At 52.1% G+C, this 16,028-nt stretch carries 17 protein-coding genes; 10 read left to right on the top strand and 7 right to left on the bottom strand.

Annotated features, from left to right (window positions below; genetic code table 11):
• Positions 1 to 2: 2 nt before the first annotated feature.
• The gene (locus tag IAE30_RS05275) at positions 3 to 752 is read right to left on the bottom strand and encodes an IclR family transcriptional regulator (protein WP_200677661.1); all 750 of its coding nucleotides are present in this window, start codon (positions 750 to 752) and stop codon (positions 3 to 5) included.
• A gap of 129 nt (positions 753 to 881) precedes the next feature.
• Between IAE30_RS05275 and IAE30_RS05270 the strand changes: the two genes are divergently transcribed.
• From IAE30_RS05270 to IAE30_RS05255, 4 genes are all read left to right on the top strand, one after another.
• Positions 882 to 2,012, top strand: coding sequence for an MFS transporter (locus tag IAE30_RS05270; protein ID WP_200677662.1), 1,131 nt, complete (start codon positions 882 to 884; stop codon positions 2,010 to 2,012).
• A 106-nt stretch (positions 2,013 to 2,118) separates the two neighbouring features.
• Positions 2,119 to 2,334 carry a YdgH/BhsA/McbA-like domain containing protein gene (locus IAE30_RS05265; protein WP_034829885.1) on the top strand — a complete coding sequence of 72 codons (216 nt, stop codon included), beginning with the start codon at positions 2,119 to 2,121 and terminating at the stop codon, positions 2,332 to 2,334.
• A 215-nt stretch (positions 2,335 to 2,549) separates the two neighbouring features.
• Positions 2,550 to 2,861 carry a cupin gene (locus IAE30_RS05260; protein WP_045834261.1) on the top strand — a complete coding sequence of 104 codons (312 nt, stop codon included), beginning with the start codon at positions 2,550 to 2,552 and terminating at the stop codon, positions 2,859 to 2,861.
• A 280-nt stretch (positions 2,862 to 3,141) separates the two neighbouring features.
• Positions 3,142 to 3,357 carry a YdgH/BhsA/McbA-like domain containing protein gene (locus IAE30_RS05255; RefSeq protein ID WP_034829885.1) on the top strand — a complete coding sequence of 72 codons (216 nt, stop codon included), beginning with the start codon at positions 3,142 to 3,144 and terminating at the stop codon, positions 3,355 to 3,357.
• A gap of 69 nt (positions 3,358 to 3,426) precedes the next feature.
• On the opposite strand, the gene IAE30_RS05250 is transcribed toward IAE30_RS05255, so the two are convergent.
• Positions 3,427 to 4,116 (bottom strand): N-acetylmannosamine-6-phosphate 2-epimerase, encoded by a 690-nt coding sequence (locus tag IAE30_RS05250; protein ID WP_200677663.1) that lies wholly within the window; start codon positions 4,114 to 4,116, stop codon positions 3,427 to 3,429.
• Entirely contained in the window at positions 4,113 to 5,669 is a 1,557-nt protein-coding gene (locus IAE30_RS05245; RefSeq protein WP_200677664.1) for a PTS transporter subunit EIIC, read from the bottom strand. The genes IAE30_RS05250 and IAE30_RS05245 overlap by 4 nt, the downstream gene beginning before the upstream one ends.
• A gap of 174 nt (positions 5,670 to 5,843) precedes the next feature.
• On the opposite strand from IAE30_RS05245, the gene IAE30_RS05240 reads away from it, so the two are divergent.
• Positions 5,844 to 6,671 (top strand): MurR/RpiR family transcriptional regulator, encoded by an 828-nt coding sequence (locus tag IAE30_RS05240; protein ID WP_045832428.1) that lies wholly within the window; start codon positions 5,844 to 5,846, stop codon positions 6,669 to 6,671.
• 77 nt (positions 6,672 to 6,748) lie between these two features.
• Here IAE30_RS05240 and IAE30_RS05235 read toward each other — a convergent pair whose 3' ends face one another.
• Together IAE30_RS05235 and IAE30_RS05230 are read right to left on the bottom strand one after the other, a co-directional pair.
• Complete coding sequence (locus IAE30_RS05235; RefSeq protein WP_200677665.1) at positions 6,749 to 8,683, bottom strand: MacB family efflux pump subunit; 1,935 nt, start codon at positions 8,681 to 8,683, stop codon at positions 6,749 to 6,751.
• Positions 8,680 to 9,855 carry an efflux RND transporter periplasmic adaptor subunit gene (locus IAE30_RS05230; protein WP_200677666.1) on the bottom strand — a complete coding sequence of 392 codons (1,176 nt, stop codon included), beginning with the start codon at positions 9,853 to 9,855 and terminating at the stop codon, positions 8,680 to 8,682. Before IAE30_RS05230 ends, IAE30_RS05235 begins: the two co-directional genes overlap by 4 nt.
• 172 nt (positions 9,856 to 10,027) lie before the next feature.
• Between IAE30_RS05230 and IAE30_RS05225 the strand changes: the two genes are divergently transcribed.
• The 4 genes from IAE30_RS05225 to IAE30_RS05210 all read left to right on the top strand — a co-directional run bounded on the left by IAE30_RS05225 (position 10,028) and on the right by IAE30_RS05210 (position 12,507).
• Positions 10,028 to 10,624 (top strand): cytochrome b, encoded by a 597-nt coding sequence (locus IAE30_RS05225; protein WP_200677668.1) that lies wholly within the window; start codon positions 10,028 to 10,030, stop codon positions 10,622 to 10,624.
• Between the two features lie 3 nt (positions 10,625 to 10,627).
• Positions 10,628 to 11,164 carry a tetratricopeptide repeat protein gene (locus IAE30_RS05220; RefSeq protein WP_045815691.1) on the top strand — a complete coding sequence of 179 codons (537 nt, stop codon included), beginning with the start codon at positions 10,628 to 10,630 and terminating at the stop codon, positions 11,162 to 11,164.
• Between the two features lie 75 nt (positions 11,165 to 11,239).
• The gene (locus IAE30_RS05215; protein WP_234472664.1) at positions 11,240 to 11,707 is read left to right on the top strand and encodes a sigma-70 family RNA polymerase sigma factor; all 468 of its coding nucleotides are present in this window, start codon (positions 11,240 to 11,242) and stop codon (positions 11,705 to 11,707) included.
• Positions 11,704 to 12,507, top strand: coding sequence for a hypothetical protein (locus tag IAE30_RS05210; RefSeq protein ID WP_200677670.1), 804 nt, complete (start codon positions 11,704 to 11,706; stop codon positions 12,505 to 12,507). Before IAE30_RS05215 ends, IAE30_RS05210 begins: the two co-directional genes overlap by 4 nt.
• Before the next feature lie 75 nt (positions 12,508 to 12,582).
• Here IAE30_RS05210 and IAE30_RS05205 read toward each other — a convergent pair whose 3' ends face one another.
• On the bottom strand, positions 12,583 to 14,298 hold the full coding sequence (locus IAE30_RS05205; protein WP_200677671.1) for an ABC-F family ATP-binding cassette domain-containing protein: 1,716 nt from the start codon (positions 14,296 to 14,298) through the stop codon (positions 12,583 to 12,585).
• 356 nt (positions 14,299 to 14,654) lie between these two features.
• On the opposite strand from IAE30_RS05205, the gene IAE30_RS05200 reads away from it, so the two are divergent.
• Entirely contained in the window at positions 14,655 to 15,353 is a 699-nt protein-coding gene (locus tag IAE30_RS05200; RefSeq protein WP_200538396.1) for an alpha/beta fold hydrolase, read from the top strand.
• Between the two features lie 17 nt (positions 15,354 to 15,370).
• Here the strand turns inward: IAE30_RS05200 and IAE30_RS05195 are convergent, their stop codons facing one another.
• Positions 15,371 to 15,919: a hypothetical protein gene (locus IAE30_RS05195; protein WP_200678315.1), complete on the bottom strand. Its 549-nt coding sequence runs from the start codon at positions 15,917 to 15,919 to the stop codon at positions 15,371 to 15,373.
• Positions 15,920 to 16,028: the final 109 nt, after the last annotated feature.

Here is a 16,028-nt window from a genome sequence, read left to right as displayed (position 1 = left end):
TGCTAACCGACAAGCAGCGACTCGATTTCAGTTTTTGCCTGCAATAAAGCCGCGAGAAGCTGTGGAAACTGCTCATCAAAGCGTAATGATGGCACTGCAATGGCCAGCGCATAACGCTCCCCTGGCCCGGTGTTCAGGGCGACACTGATACCACATACACCACGCGCATGTTCTTCGCGATCTACCGCATAGCCTTGCTCACGAACCTGCTGAATGGCTTTTAATAGAAGCTGCGGATCTCGCAGCGTATTTTGGGTGCGCACATCGTTCAACTGTGGAAGTAATGCCGAGATGACATCATCCGTTTGTTCAGACAATAACGCTTTACCATGCGCAGCGCAGTGCGTGGGAAAGGCAGTGCTGATGGGTGAGACGACGCGCAACTCCTGATCGGAAGCATATTGGCTGACCAGAACCGTATGGCTGCCGCGCCAGACGCATAAATCGACCGTTTCTCGCGTACGACGTCCAAGCGTTTCCATCGCTGGTTGAGAGAGCGCGATAATATCGGTATGTGCCGAAGCGGCAAGTCTTGCTAGCGCCGGACCCAGCTTAATGCCTTCATTGGCCTGCAGCAGCAACTGCTGAGAAATCAACGATGTGACCAGCCGATGTACAGTGGTGCGCGGTAGCGCTGTCAGTTTTGACAGCTCGGACATGCTTAATCCCGTTGGTCGATTTTCTAACGCCCGCAATATAGTCGCTGCACGTGCAATAACCTGCGAACCGTTAGCCTCTGTATCTGCAGCCATCACTCTTCCGCTTTATCGATTTTAATGGCCGCCACTATAGCACGGCAGCCATTGACAATATGCGCCGATGTCGTAACACTCACGTCCGCTATATGGTTAATCATTCCATTATTCGGATAAATAAAAATCATGACATCAGTTAAACCCGCAGGTGCAGTCACGCTCCTGGCTGTCAGTTGCCTGACCATTATGGTGGGATGCGTCATTGTGCCGGGATTGAGTGACATCGCCGCGCAATTAAGGGTTTCTTATCTGGCAAGCTGGTTGGTAACGCTGCCTGCGCTGGGCGTGATACTGGCAGGGCCATTAGCGGGGCGCGCGATAGATCGTTTTGGTGCCTATCCCATGCTATTGATTGGGCTATTCTGCTATGGCGGATTGGGCGTGGCAGGTGTTTGGTTGCCGGGCGCAGTGCCACAAATCATCGACCGCATCCTACTGGGGGGCGCAACAGCGGTGGTGATGTCTGCCGGGACCGGCTTAATTGCCAGTTTTTATCAGGCCGAAGCACGATTAAAGATGATCGCGCGACAAGGCATGGCAATAGAGTTGGGTGGCGTGGTGTTTCTCTTTGTGGGTGGGATTCTGGCCTCCGCAAGTTGGCGTTATCCGTATGGGCTGTATCTATTCTCCTGGTTGCTGCTGGTGTTGGTGCTCATTTGTGTCCCGCGCCCTCAGCAACAGATGAGAGCGGAAACAATAGAAGAGGGCGTAACGGATAGCGATCGCCGGTTGCGGCCGGTATGGCTGGCGGCGTTCTGTTCCATGATCTGTTTTTTCACCGCCGTCATTATGCTGCCGCAACGGTTTGCTTTGATGGGTGTGAATGCCGCACATATTGGCTATTTTCTCTCATTTGTCTCGCTGGTGGCGGTGCTGGCAGCAGCACTGATGCCGCATGTTGCGCTGCAATTCGGTAACTATTCCACGCTGATTATGGCGTTCATTTGCTACCTGTTGGCACATCTTGAATTTGCAGCAGCCCCCGATGTCGTGTTGTGCCTGCCAGGCGGCATCTTATTAGGCATGGGGTTTGGGCTGTCAGTGCCTTTGGTGAATCACATGACAGTTGAAATCAGCCAACCTCAGGAACGTGGGCGCCAATTGGCACGCTTATCAATGGCCATTTTTGGCGGACAATTTATGGCGGCGTTCATGACATACCTTCCAGGTCACTTATCGATGGCCTTTTTTACCGCCGCCGTATTAGCGGGCATCAACATCATTGCGATGCGTAAGGTCTGGGTGAGATGTAGTTAGCATGATCATGATGATCGCACTAATGGTTAACCATGAAATGATAACCCAGGGTATTATTTTCATCGAAGGCACACAGCCTTCACAAACAACCCAAAGGAATAAGACCATGAAAACCATTAAAACACTGACCATCGCCGCTGCCGCCGCTCTTTCACTGATGTCTGCTGCCAGCTTTGCCCAGAGCATCTCCGTTGAGTCTTCAACTCTTGACGGTGCAGAAGCGAAAGTGGCTGCAGTCGCACAGCAGCAGGGCGCACAGTATAAAATCACTGAAGCGAACACCAACAACCGTGTGCACATGACTGCAGAACTGTACAAATAAGTTCAGTTTCCGCTTCAGCGTTAAGGCCGCCTCCGGGCGGCTTTGCTGTTTCTGGAATCTGGAATCTGGAATCTGGAGTCTGGCGTTCGGAGTCTGGAATCTGGAGTCTGTCATCGCGTGCAGTGATTTGGCCGGAAATGTCCCTGCCTTGTCTCACACCTCAGCCCACTGGCCTGTAGCATGTTGAATATTCACTCAGCAAAAACAGGCATCTCATGAAAATCATCGTCGGCAAAAACTTTTCCCCAGCGCGTGCGTGGGAGGCTCTCGATATTGCCAATTTTGATGGCACCAGCGTGCGATTACACTGGACTGATCAGCCTTATCGCTGGCACATCAATGACGGTGAAGAAGTCTTCGTGGTGTTAGATGGCGTGGTCGAGATGCATTACCGCGAGCGGGCGGAAGTGCATAAAGTGATGCTCAACGTGGGTGACATTTTCTTTGCCAGCGTGGGTACCGAACATGTCGCTCATCCCCAGGGTGCGGCACGCGTGTTGGTGATTGAAAAAGAAGATTCAGTTTAGCCCGCGACAAACTCGTGAAAGCGTACAAAAAAACAGCACTTCGCGGGAGCGGGCACTGCAGGCGGGAAAAGCTGATTTATCCACAGGTTAGCGAGCGCTCTTTTCACCTGTAATGTGGATAAGATGGAACTCTGCCGATCAATGAGGTTATTGTAATGGGGCTTATGGTTAGCGCGATCATGATGATCGCACTAATGGTTAATAATGAAATGGTAACCTAGGGTATTATTATTTCATCGAAGGCACACAGCCTTCATAAACAACCCAAAGGAATAAGACCATGAAAACCATCAAAACACTGACCATCGCCGCTGCCGCCGCTCTTTCACTGATGTCTGCTGCCAGCTTTGCCCAGAGCATCTCCGTTGAGTCTTCAACTCTTGACGGTGCAGAAGCGAAAGTGGCCGCAGTCGCACAGCAGCAGGGCGCACAGTACAAAATCACTGAAGCGAACACCAACAACCGTGTGCACATGACTGCAGAACTGTACAAATAAGTTCAGTTTCCGCTTCAGCGTTAAGGCCGCCTACGGGCGGCTTTGCTATTTAAGGCCTGATAAAACGTATCAGCTGATAGCGTTGACGAAACGCTGCGTTATTTGCTGAGGACGGGTAATCGCGCCACCGACCACCACAGCATGCGCGCCCAGTTTTAAACATTGCGCCGCCATCTCAGGTGTTTCCACATTGCCTTCTGCAATCACTGGCGCCTTCACTGCTGTTAATACTGCACGCAGGAAGTGAAAATCATTTGCCGCCAGATACTTGCCGCGCGTTTCCGCCGTGTAGCCATGCAGCGTAGTCCCTACGCAGTCGAAGCCGAGTTCATCTGCCAGCAGCGCCTCATCAACTGTCGCAATATCCGCCATTAGCAATAACTGCGGATAGCGTTGACGAATCGCCGCCACCAACTGCGGCAACTGCAGTTCGCCAGGTCTCTGATGTTGAGTCGCATCCAGCGCGACCATCGCCGGATTCGCCGCCATCAATTCATCGACCTCTTTAAGTGTGGCAGTGATATACACATCACTGCCTGGATAATCGCGTTTGATAATGGCGATAATGGGCAAATCCACGGTTTGCTTAATCTGCTTTACATCGATCAGACTGTTGGCGCGGATTGCCGACGCGCCACCTTGCATCGCGGCTAATGCCATACGCGACATAATATAGGCGCTGTGCAGGGGTTCATTTTCCAGTGCCTGACAAGACACCACCAGTTTCCCTCTAATCTGCTCCAGCATGTTTGCTTTCATAGCGCGAGTAACTCCTCAACTTCATTTTTGATAATGGTGACGTGCGGGCCATATATCACCTGTACGCCGTTGCCACGCTGGATAACCGCGCGAGCGCCCGTGGCCTTCAATGCGGCTTCATTAAGTTTAGAACTGTCGTTTAGCGTGATGCGCAAACGTGTGGCGCAGCAGTCAAGTTCGGCAATATTGTCTTTACCGCCCAGCGCTTCAATCACCTGCAAAGGGCGTTCGCCAGCGGCAACTGGCAAGGTATCGATGCTGACATCTTCACGGCCTGGCGTTTTGAAATTGAATCGTGTGATCAGCAGACGGAAGGTGAAGTAATACAGCAGGAACCACGGCACGCCAACCAACGGCACATACAGCCAGTGGGTTTTCGCTTCACCCTGCAATACACCGAACAGAATGAAATCGATTAAACCGCCGGAGAAGGTCTGTCCAATGGTGATGTGCAGGATGTGGGCGATCATAAAGGCCAGACCATCGAACAGCGCGTGAATCACATACAATGCTGGCGCCACAAACAGGAACGAGAACTCAATCGGTTCGGTGATTCCAGTCAGGAATGAGGTGAGGGCAGCGGATAATAACAAACCGGCCACACGTTTGCGGTTCTCGGGTTTGGCGGTGTGATACATCGCCAGACAAGCCCCGATCAGGCCAAACATCATGGTGATAAAGCGGCCCGACATAAAGCGCGCCGTTCCCAGATAAAACTGCTGCGTATTGGGATCGGCCAACTGAGCGAAGAAGATGCGCTGAGTGCCTTCAACCAGATGACCATTGACCATTTCACTGCCGCCCAAAGCGGTAGTCCAGAAAGGCAGATAGAAGATGTGATGCAGACCAAACGGGCCGAGCATGCGCAACACAAAGCCGTATATGAAGGTGCCGAAATACCCCGTGGCATCGACCAGTCCACCCATACCGAATATCAATTTCTGAAAATGCGGCCAGACGATGGTCATTGCCGCGCCAACGATAATCGCCACAAATGAGCTAATAATCGGGACGAAGCGTGAGCCACCGAAGAAGCCGAGAAATTGTGGTAGGGCAATTTTGTTATAGCGATTGTGCAGCAACGCGGTGACCAGCCCGATCACAACACCACCAAACACGCCGGTTTCCAGCGTTTGAATGCCCAGCGCCATACCTTGACCTACAGCGCTTAGATTCCCACTCGCCAGTACACCGTTGAGCGTCAGCAGTGCGTTGATGGTGGCATTCATCACTAAATAAGCCAGCAGAGAGGCCAGACCAGCCGTACCCTTATCGCTTTTAGCGAGTCCTACCGCCACGCCTACCGCAAACAGCACCGCAAGATTGGCGAATACCACTGAACCGGCGCTGGCCATGATGGTAAAGACACCTTGTAACCAGGCGATGTCCAGGAAGGGATAAGCTTTTACCGTGTTGGGATTGGATAACGCTCCGCCAATGCCCAACAGCAGACCGGCCGCGGGTAATACGGCTATCGGTAACATAAAGGATTTTCCGAAGCGCTGTGCTTTTTCAAACCAGCTTCCAGAGGAAGCTCCACTGAACATTGACATAAATTTTCATCCCCGAATGATTGTTGTGGTAAAAATTATTATCACAACATACTTCATTTGATGAAAATAACTACCATTAGTGTGATAGCTTTCACTTATAATCAATTCTGCTGGCACAAATCAGGGCCTTTACGCACACTAGACGCCATCAATATTGGCGAACGGAGGGATGTCATGACGGACAATGGAAATATTTTGCTGCATCTGAAGCAGGGCCTGCCGGGTTACAGTCCGGCGCTGCAAAAGCTGGGCGATTTCATCCTGACCGAACCGCAAAGAGTGCTGTATCTCACTATTACCGAGTTGGCGAAAGAAACGGACACCAGCGAAGCCAGTGTGACACGCTTGTGCCGCAACCTGAGTTGCAAGGGCTACACCGAATTTAAAATGGCGCTGGCACTGGATGTGCAACAGAGCCAGCCAATGGTTCCGGCGAGTGGCGATCCCGTCGATGTGCTGGTGGAAGAGTCGGTGCAGGCGCTGCGTGACACCGGTAAATTTATCAATCGCGAGGTTTTACAGCAGGCCGCCACGGCATTACATCAGGCGCGTTCTATCCAAATTTACGGCGTGGCAGCCAGCGCCATCACCGGCGAATATTTGCATTATCGCCTGCTTCGTCTGGGTAAATCCGCGCAACTGTTTGGCGATATGCATCGTGCGGCCATGAACGCGTCGACCCTGGGTGAAGGTGATGTGGTGATTGCGATTTCGGCTTCCGGTTCGACTAAAGATTTGATGCACGTGGTCAATGTCGCGAAGAAACGCAAAGCGCAAGTCCTGATGTTGAGTAACACGTTGCGCAGCCCCATGGGCAATCTGGCGGATATGTTGCTGGTGGCAGCGCGTCCGGAAGGACCGCTGAACGCGGGTACGCTGAGTGGCAAAGTAGGTGCGATGCTGTTGGTGGAAGTGTTGATGGGGGAGCTGATGACGCATGACGCAGATTACGCCACAGCCAGTCAGCAAACGGCCAGTGCAACGTTGCCGATGTTAATCTGATCGTTGGGTATTTCGCTCTCAATTCCAACATGACGTAAAAATCGGTGCGCAGTGATGCGCACCCTGCGAAGACAAATCTACTCACTTGCCAGTGCGGCGACCGGGTCCATGCGAGCCGCTTTGCGGGCTGGCAGATAACCAAAAATCATGCCGATAATGGTGGAGCAGGCGAAGGCTGCCCCCGCGGATTCCCAGGAATAGATGGCTGTCAGTACACCGCCTGCCATCAGGCTAATCAGCGGACCGATCACCAGTGAGAGCACCACGCCGAGTGAACCGCCAACCAAACATACCAGCACCGCCTCAATCATAAACTGCTGCATGATATCGCCACGCCGCGCACCCACCGCCATACGCACGCCAATTTCATGCGTTCGTTCGGTGACGGACACCAGCATAATATTCATCACGCCGATGCTGCCGATCATCAGCGCAATTGATGCAACCATCAATATCAGCAAGGTCAAGGTGGCGGCTGCCCCTTCAATCGCTTTGCGGTACTTATCGCGGTTAAACATCAGGAAGTCTTTGGTGCCATGGCGCGCAGTCAATAATTGTGTGAGAGATTCCACCGCCGGACCACTGACCACATCATCTTTGAGCTTCACGCTGATACTCGTGAGCGCTGTTTGCCCACTGATGCGGTACATCATGGTGCTCCAGGGCAACCACACGCTGAGACGATTGGGCGAAATGCCGTTATCTTCATGCGCCACACCAATCACTCGCACCGGCACAGACCCTAACACGATCATTTTGCCGATGGGGTTTTCATTGGCTGCAAACAGCTTATTGCGCGTATTCGTATCAATGATGATCTCTTGCCGGGCATGGCGTTCATCACTGAAGTTGCTGCCTTCGGTGAGTTTGATGCCCTGAATCTCAAAGTAATCTTTGCCAACGCCCGATACGGATGCTTTCGATGAGTTGGAGAGATAGCGGATCGGCTGCGTCGAGAGCAGCTCAGGACTGACTTTGTCGACGAACTGCTGACGAGCAATCACATCGGCATCAGCCATCACCAGTGTCAACACCGGATGCGCATCATCTTCGGCGAAATCGCCGCCGGCATACACGGAGACCACATTCGTCCCGAGACCGGAAATACTCTCCAGCGTTTTTTCACGCGCACCTTGTCCAAGCGCGACGACAGTGACAACAGCGGCAATACCAAAGATAATTCCGGTCATGGTGAGTGCGGTGCGCAAGCGATGCGTATTCATGGCATTTAGCGCCATACGCATTGACTCGCGCAGGCGATCAATCAATCCGCGCAGCTTGCTCTGACTTCTGCTCGCCATTGGCTGATAACGCGCTCGCGTCGCCTCTGTTTTTGGCCCGCTGTCAGCAAAAATTTCGCCGTCCTGGATTTCGATGATGCGGTCAGCGTGCTGCGCCACTTTCATATCGTGTGTGACGATAATCACCGTATGACCGTCACGATTCAGGTCATGAAGAATGCGTAACACTTCCTCGCCAGAGTGCGAATCCAGCGCCCCGGTCGGTTCATCGGCGAGAATGATCTCGGCCCCATTAATCAACGCTCGCGCAATACTGACGCGCTGCTGCTGGCCGCCAGAGAGTTCACCCGGTTTATGGTGTTCACGGCCTTTGAGCCCGAGTCGCTCCAGTAATTGAGCAGCGCGCTCCCGCCGCGCATGCCCCGGCAAATTGGCATAAATCGCCGGGATTTCGACGTTGCTTAATGCAGTCAGGTCCGGCATTAAGTGGTAGCGCTGAAAAATGAAGCCAATATGTTCGCGACGGACTTTCGCCAGCGCGTCCGGAGAGAGTGAAGCGGTATTCTGGCCTGAGATAAAATAGTGACCGCTGTCGGCGGCATCCAGGCAGCCGAGAATATTCAGCAATGTGGATTTGCCCGAGCCTGAAGGGCCTATGATCGCGACCATCTCGCCACTGGCGATCTGCAAATTGATATCTTTCAGCACATGCAGAGATTCTGAACCGTTAACATAGCTGCGCTGAATGTTTTTCAGTTCGATCAGGCTCACATCACCACCTTGTCCGCACCCACGGCCTGAGTAGCGAGAATCACTTTCTCACCGGCGTTCAAGCCGCTGAGAACCTGAATATCAACGCTGTCTGAAATCCCGGTGGTGATAATACGTTTCTCTGGCTGGTTCTGCTTGTTCGCCACCTCGACAAAGGTCTTGCCTTCCGCGTCTTTTTTCGTTGCCTGTACCGGAATCAACAGCGCGTCTTTCGCGGTGTCGCGCAGCAGATTGACTTGTGCGGTCATGGAGATGCGCAGGGTGTTGTCGGGATTGGGAACATCGAGTAAGGCATTGTAATAAATGGCAGCATTGGTACTGCTGGTCGGCGTACTTTCACTGTTGCCCATCAAGGCATCATCTTTCATCACCGATTCAGGTGCCAGTTCAATGCTACGCAGCGTCGCGTTGTAGCGCTTATCGGGATTGGCGAAGGTGGTAAACCAGGCTTGCTGGCCGGGATGGATGTTAGTGATGTCCGCTTCGGAAACCTGGACTTTAATGGTCATGGTGCCAAGTTGCGCTAGCTTGGCGATGGTCGGTGCGCTCTGCGCGGCGTTAACCGTCTGGCCCTGTTTGGTCACGATGGCGATCACCGAGCCATCCATCGGTGCCATGATGCGGGTATAGCTGAGATCGAGTTGCTTCTTGTCCACCTCAATTTGTGCCTGAATGACGCGCGCCTTTTGCGCCGTCAACTCAGCACGTGCGGTGCTCCACGCTTCTGCCGCTTCGTCAAAATCCTGGCGCGACACCAGATTGGCTTTGATCATTTGCTGCAAACGTTTGAACTGCGCATCCTGTCGGACTAAGGTCGCTTCGCGTGTCTCCAAATCGGCTTGTGCCACGCTAAGCGCGGCCTGCGCATTACGTAAATCACTGCGCTGTGGCTGATCGTCAATTTCAGCGATCAGTTCGCCCTTACTGACGTTATCACCCGCTTTGATATAGAGCTTTTTCACCTGCCCAGACACCTGAGCACCGACGTTGACGCGTTCGATAGCGTCCATCTTGCCCGTCGCGGCGATGACGTTTTCGATGTTGCCTTGACGCACAACGGCGGTGACCAGTGGGTTCGGTTTGGGTTGGGCGCTGCGGTAGGCCCAGACCAGAATAATGATCGCTAAAAGAGCGATCGCGACAACAAGCCGCTTTTTAGAGGTATTCAACATAAGCATCCCTTTAATGAAGCGAGAATAGTAATCACTAAATGCAACAAACAGGAGAAAATTCGTCAGGATTCTTGCATTAAATGGATTGTGTTGAGAAAAAAATGAAAATTTTCCGAATAGAAATCGTCGTTGGGTTGTTTACCGCTAAACCACACACTATTTGGGAAATGTTATGTCCGCTTCGACCCGTCAACACTCACGTCAACGCTATGACGCTTTCAGCATGACGTTGCACTGGATCACTGCGTTTAGCGTCATTTTTCTGTTTGCCTCTGCGCATATTTGGGAACAACTGGAAAAAGGCACACCGCTGCGTAAGGGTTTACAGGCGTGGCATATCTCTTTTGGCATTTTGCTGGCCCTGGTGATGATTGTGCGCCCATTGTGGCGATTCTATTGCCAACGTCAGACGCATTTGGCCGTGGCGCCAGCTGAAAACAGCACGCCGATGCGCATCATCGCGCATGCCGTCCATGGCTTGTTGTACCTGTTGTTATTCACGCAGGTTGTATTGGGTTTTCTGTTTCGCTGGTCGCAACAGGAACCGTTTAATTTCTTTGGCCTGTTCGATATTCCAACCTTTATCCATGTCGATACCGCACTGCGTCATACGCTGGCGGGATTACACAATAACGTTGCCTGGGCGCTGATTAGCCTGGCAGGCGCGCATGCGCTGGCGGCGTTACTCCATCACTACGTTCTGCGTGACAACGTGCTGCGCCGCATGCTGCCGTTGCGCGATTCGATGCCACTCCGTGAGGATAAATGAATGATGAAGATGATGACTCCGATTCGCTGGTTTGCCGTGCCGGTATTGTTGATGGTGTTACATGCACCGACTGCATTCGCCATGGGTGATGACGACAGCGACAAGAAAACCCCGGATTGTCCGAAAGGGCAAGTGTATGACAGTAAAACCAAATCCTGCGTGCCGGAAAAAACCAGCATGCTGAGCGATGAGGATAAGACGAATTACGCCTACCACCTGGCGAAAAAAGGCGAGTATCAAGCTGCGCTGACGTTACTGGATACGTTGCACAATCAGAACACTAAAGAGGCATGGAATTATCGCGGTTACGCCACGCGTAAACTGGGTCGCACCGACGAAGGGATGCGTTACTATCAGAAATCGATCGCACTGGACCCCAAATATGCCAAAGTGCGTGAATATTTAGGTGAAGCCTGGATGATCAAAGGCCGTCCGGATCTGGCTAAAGAGCAGCTCACTATCATCAAATCGCTTTGCGGTGTGAATTGTGAAGAGTATCAGGATTTACACGCGGCCATTAATGGCCATCCTGAGTCCTGATGACCGTTGTTGACGGAGGATAGAAACATTACCAGCACTGAAGTCCGTCAACATCTGGCGGCGCATCTGACGCGTATGTGGCGTTACGCGATGGTGTTATCGCGTAATAAAGATGTCGCCGAAGAGTTAGTGCAGTCCACCTGTGTGCGGGCGCTGGAACGCAGCGCCCAGTTCACACCGGGCACACGCATCGATCGCTGGCTGTTTACCGTGCTGCATTCCGTGTGGATCAACGAACTGCGCGCGCAGCGGGTACGCATGGGGCAGGGATTTGTCGAGAGTGATGAATTGCTCGCTCCCGACCATCAGCAACACAATGAACAGCGCATGCAGTACGCCAAAGTGATGCAACGGGTTGGGCAGTTGCCAGAGGCGCAGCGCAACGCGGTATTTTTAGTTTATGTCGAGGGCTTTACCTATCAGGAAGCCGCCGACACGCTGGCCGTGCCGATTGGAACCATCATGAGCCGCCTCGCTGCGGCACGCACCACTTTAGCCAGCGCAGTGACAGCGCGGCCTACGGTACAGGAGAAACGCTTGTGAATGCACCACGATTTACCTCGCCCTATGCCGATGAAGCTATCGTTGCCTGGCTGGATGGCGAAATGCGTGCGGAGGATGCGCAGGCGTTTGAAACCGAACTAAAGCGCAGTGAAACGTTGTCAGCACGGACGGCTGAGCTAATGAAAAGCAATCAACCCTTTGCGGATGCGTTCGCGCCAATGCTGGATGAGGCGCCGCTGGAGCGTATGGAGTCACGACTGGCTTACCTGTTGGACAACACGCCGTCCGCACCGGTAAAAGAGGCTGTTCAGGTTAGCCGTCGTGCGTTGATCGCGGCATCAGTCAGTTTTCTGCTGGTGGGTAGTGCCGTCGGTTTTTGGGCCAGACCCGTCGCGAAAGCTGAACAGGATGAGAGCGCGCGAATACGTGAACTGGAAGCACAATATATGTCGCTTTATAGCCCGGAAACGTTGGCGGATGTCGACAGTTCCCCACAGGTGTTAGCGCGTTCATTACAACGCACGGCGCGCGACCTCGATCTGCGTCTGACGACTGAGCAATTGGCGCTTCCTGAAGCGAGCTTGAAAAGTGTGCGTATGTTGCGCTACGACGATTCACTGATCACTCAAATCGCCTGGAATCACAGCAGTTACGGTCCGATGGCACTGTGTATTTCGCGGGAAGATCCTATTAAACAGAGTGCATTGGCGCAGGAAAAACGGCACGGCATGAATCTGGTGTGGTGGCATCGCAGCGGATATCAGTACGTGTTGATTGGGCGCAATCCTGCTGATCAGTTAAAACGAGCGGCACAGGTGTTGAGCGCCGCTCTGGTGTAATTTATCAGTGATCACCCCTTATGCCCCTGGGATGCAGGATACAAATATCACAGGGGCGTATTTAGGGGTGTTTGTTTAGAGGATGCCCAACTGCTGTTTCAGTTGCGCAATCTCATCGCGCCATTGCGCCTGCAACGCCGGTTTCTGATGTTTGGGCTTACGTTCTCTATCCTCATCCAGCTTGTTTTCCAGATCACACAACGCCAACAGCAGCGCATCTTCATCGTTGTAGGATTCAGATGTCACAGGCAGAACATTTACGCTCTCGCTGTCTGACGGTTGTTTGACGCTCAGCTGCTCAATGACCGGTTCAAAGTCATGCCACTCGCTCAGTTGCTGATCCTGAATTAGCCAGAAACGATTACAGCTGCTGGCGATCAGATTGCGATCGTGCGATACCAGCAACACCGCGCCCTCAAACTGATTAAGGGCGGCAGCCAACTCCTCTTTGCCCAGCATATCCAGATGGTTGGTGGGCTCATCCAGCAGCAATAGAGAATAGCGCGCGAGTGTCAGTCCGACAAACAGCAGGCGTGAGCGTTCACCGCCACTCAGTGAGCCTACTAATTGCTGATGGCGGAGGTAGGGGAATCCCGCACCTATCAGAGCCATCTTTCGCTGGTCGTCACTGAGAGGGGCAAAATGCGCCAGTGCCTCGTTGAGGCTCTCCTCATCCTGCAATTGTGTGAGGCTTTGGTCGTAATAACCTAGCGTTGCACGTGGATGAAACAGCGTGGTGGTCTCACGCTGGTAATCCAGCCAGAGTTGGCGCAGCAGCGAAGACTTCCCGCTGCCGTTACGACCCACTATGGCGATGCGATCGCCACTTTTTACCTGCAGGCTGGGTAACGAAAACAACGCAGGCGCGTTCTCCGCTGGGCGAATGCGCATTTCAGTCAGCGCCAGCACCCGATCGGCATCCAGTGCTTCCCCCAGCAGTTGAAGACGCCATAAGCTGCCTTCGGTCAACGTGGTTTGTGCCTCTTTCAGCCAACTGGCGCGTTTCTCCATTTGCTGCGCTTTACGCGACAGACCTTCGTTGTCGTAAGTGCGTCCCCAGATCGCCAGCCGTTTGGCACTTTTTTCGACGCGCTCAATCTCGTTCTGTTCTGCCTGAAAACGTTGCGCATCGGTTTCATCCTGCTGTGCCAGCGCTTGTCGGGCTGCGGAGCAGGGCAGACGGAAGAATTGCAGGGTTTGATCGCGCAGGATCCAGCTGCAATTGGTGACCTGATCCAGCAAGGTGCTGTCATGTGAGACCAGCACAAAGCTGCCTTTCCAACTTATAAGGAACTGTTCCAGCCACAGCAGCGTTGGAAGATCTAAGTGATTGCTGGGTTCATCCAGTAATAGCAGATCGGGCTGGAGAATCAGTGCACGCGCCAGCAGTAACCGCATATGTTGACCGCCACTCAACGTGGCTGCCGTTTGGGTATGCTGTTCAGTATTGAACCCCAGCGAAGAGAGTAGCGCTTCCGCGCGCCAGGCTTCACTGACCTGTTGCTGCTGTGGCAGACGCGCAATCACGCCTGCCAGCAACGTGGCTTGCTGGAGCTGAGGGGGAAGATGTTGCTCAATTCGCGCCAGCAAACAGTGGTTGGCTAGCGTAACGCTGCCCTGACTGCTTGCAAGTTCACCGCTGAGGATTTTTAGCAGGGTACTTTTCCCCGTGCCGTTATCACCGAGCAACCCAATACGATCGCCTTTTTTCAGGCTGAAATTGATGTCGTGAAATAGCGTACCGAAGGCGTTATCAAAGCCGACAGCGTGTGCGGATAGTAATGTGCTCATGTGCTTACTCATAAGTTGCAGGCGTGCGAACGCCTGACGTCAAAAACTGCTGACGACAACCCGGTAAGCCGGAGGAAGGGATGAGATTTTCAGTAGACTTCGCTCAGGCGGATTATCGCAGCACGAATGCAGAGATAGCTGAGCGCGGCCAATTACTATAAAAGTGTGAGTAAATAAACAATTCACACGATGGCATAGTAATCCTCCTTATTTATTAGTGAGTAGTAGGGTGAGATGATGATAGTCTTCTGGGCGGGTATTTTCTATAGATTGTTCGCGATGTTGTTAAGCCACAGCCTTTATATGCGCCTGACGTCACGTAATCTAGTTAACTTTACACATTGAAGGATTCACGGATGAAGAGTCAAACTTTACCCCTCGTATTAATTCCGGGTTTCATGCTTGATGAAACACTTTGGGATGATTTTGTTCGGGTCTATCCCGATGACAGAACCTGTATCAGAGCCAGCCTGAGCCATGGCGAAAGCATCACTGAATATGCTTACAATATCGTGGCAACCTTACCGCCGCGCTTTATTGTGGTTGGTTTTTCACTGGGCGGCTATGTGGCAAGAGCCATCGCCGAAGCCTTTCCCGAGCGCACTGCAGGAATGGTTTTGGTTGCCACTTCACTTCGTGAAAACCCACCTGAACAACGTGAGTTACTGGATAAGGCGTCACAAGCGGCCTTGATGGGTGATTTTAATGGCTTTAGCCAGGCGGTGCTGAAGCCATCGTTACATTCCTCTCGACAGAATGATGCCCAACTAATTGATAAAATTCGTGTTATGGGGAAACATCTCGGTGCAAATGTTTTTCGAACACAAGCCATGCTTGATCGCAGTGGTGTCACGCAGCAACCGATTCGTTGCCCAATATTGGTCATTGCATCTGAAGGGGATGGCTTGCGTGGTCTTGAAGAATCCCGAGAAATTGTCACGCTATTGGGGGGCGATATGGAAATTATCGGTGACAGTGGTCATATGCTACCCCTCGAGCAACCTATTAGACTCACCTCTGTTATCGCCGATTGGCTTAAAAAAACAACACTTTGAATAAAAAAGTTCAGAGCTTATCGAAAACTCCATTGAATGGTGATGACAAATACCGAGGGGATTATAATCCCCGATTCAATGCCGAAATAGGGTGTGAAATTATATTGAAAGCCATGATAAATATAGGGTGAGAATCCTATTCCGGTGGCCTTTTTAAAGTCGTGATAGGAACCGTGGTCGCCACAATCCTTAAAGGCATCGAAAAAAAACTCACCGGTGTAGCCGTAGATACCTTTAAAGGTCCAGCCATCATCCCAGGTTTTCCAGTCTTTTCTCACCCCTAACGCAAGACAGCGGTCATCAAAGCTGTTTTTCATGGTGCCGATCAGTACGCTATAGGTTGAATCTTCGGACAACTTTCTTTCAACCGAGAAGAAGTTATTCTCAAAATTTTCAGTGTATTGCCCATGATTCCCGGTCAGGTGATAAACGTAGGAACCCGTGTTAATGGAATAAAGGTTAATTTCGCTCGCTGGGCAGTGTAGCGAAAAGAGTGTTAATACAATCAGTAAGCCCCATACTAATCTGAAATTTATTCTGGGGTATTCTTCTGTTATTTCATTCATTTTTTCCTCACCACTGGCAATGCGATAATGAAAAAAAGCTATCAGCAGCCTGATGTGTTGACTCAACATGTTGATTGTTAAGTCAGAATGACCAGAGCTCTGAAATTTT

The organism is Pantoea sp. S61 (assembly GCF_016625145.1).
Classification (GTDB): Bacteria; Pseudomonadota; Gammaproteobacteria; order Enterobacterales; family Enterobacteriaceae; genus Pantoea; species Pantoea rwandensis_B.
This window is presented reverse-complemented; position numbering and strand designations above follow the sequence as displayed.

Coding starts and splice junctions, on each gene's coding strand:
- IAE30_RS05215 (WP_234472664.1), top strand. CDS start 11,240: ATGTGGCGTTACGCGATGGTGTTATCGCGTAATAAAGATGTCGCCGAA.
- IAE30_RS05200 (WP_200538396.1), top strand. CDS start 14,655: ATGAAGAGTCAAACTTTACCCCTCGTATTAATTCCGGGTTTCATGCTT.
- IAE30_RS05205 (WP_200677671.1), bottom strand. CDS start 14,298: ATGAGCACATTACTATCCGCACACGCTGTCGGCTTTGATAACGCCTTC.
- IAE30_RS05275 (WP_200677661.1), bottom strand. CDS start 752: ATGGCTGCAGATACAGAGGCTAACGGTTCGCAGGTTATTGCACGTGCA.
- IAE30_RS05225 (WP_200677668.1), top strand. CDS start 10,028: ATGTCCGCTTCGACCCGTCAACACTCACGTCAACGCTATGACGCTTTC.
- IAE30_RS05195 (WP_200678315.1), bottom strand. CDS start 15,919: ATGAATGAAATAACAGAAGAATACCCCAGAATAAATTTCAGATTAGTA.
- IAE30_RS05245 (WP_200677664.1), bottom strand. CDS start 5,669: ATGTCAATGTTCAGTGGAGCTTCCTCTGGAAGCTGGTTTGAAAAAGCA.
- IAE30_RS05220 (WP_045815691.1), top strand. CDS start 10,628: ATGAAGATGATGACTCCGATTCGCTGGTTTGCCGTGCCGGTATTGTTG.
- IAE30_RS05260 (WP_045834261.1), top strand. CDS start 2,550: ATGAAAATCATCGTCGGCAAAAACTTTTCCCCAGCGCGTGCGTGGGAG.
- IAE30_RS05270 (WP_200677662.1), top strand. CDS start 882: ATGACATCAGTTAAACCCGCAGGTGCAGTCACGCTCCTGGCTGTCAGT.
- IAE30_RS05230 (WP_200677666.1), bottom strand. CDS start 9,855: ATGTTGAATACCTCTAAAAAGCGGCTTGTTGTCGCGATCGCTCTTTTA.
- IAE30_RS05265 (WP_034829885.1), top strand. CDS start 2,119: ATGAAAACCATTAAAACACTGACCATCGCCGCTGCCGCCGCTCTTTCA.
- IAE30_RS05250 (WP_200677663.1), bottom strand. CDS start 4,116: ATGAAAGCAAACATGCTGGAGCAGATTAGAGGGAAACTGGTGGTGTCT.
- IAE30_RS05240 (WP_045832428.1), top strand. CDS start 5,844: ATGACGGACAATGGAAATATTTTGCTGCATCTGAAGCAGGGCCTGCCG.
- IAE30_RS05255 (WP_034829885.1), top strand. CDS start 3,142: ATGAAAACCATCAAAACACTGACCATCGCCGCTGCCGCCGCTCTTTCA.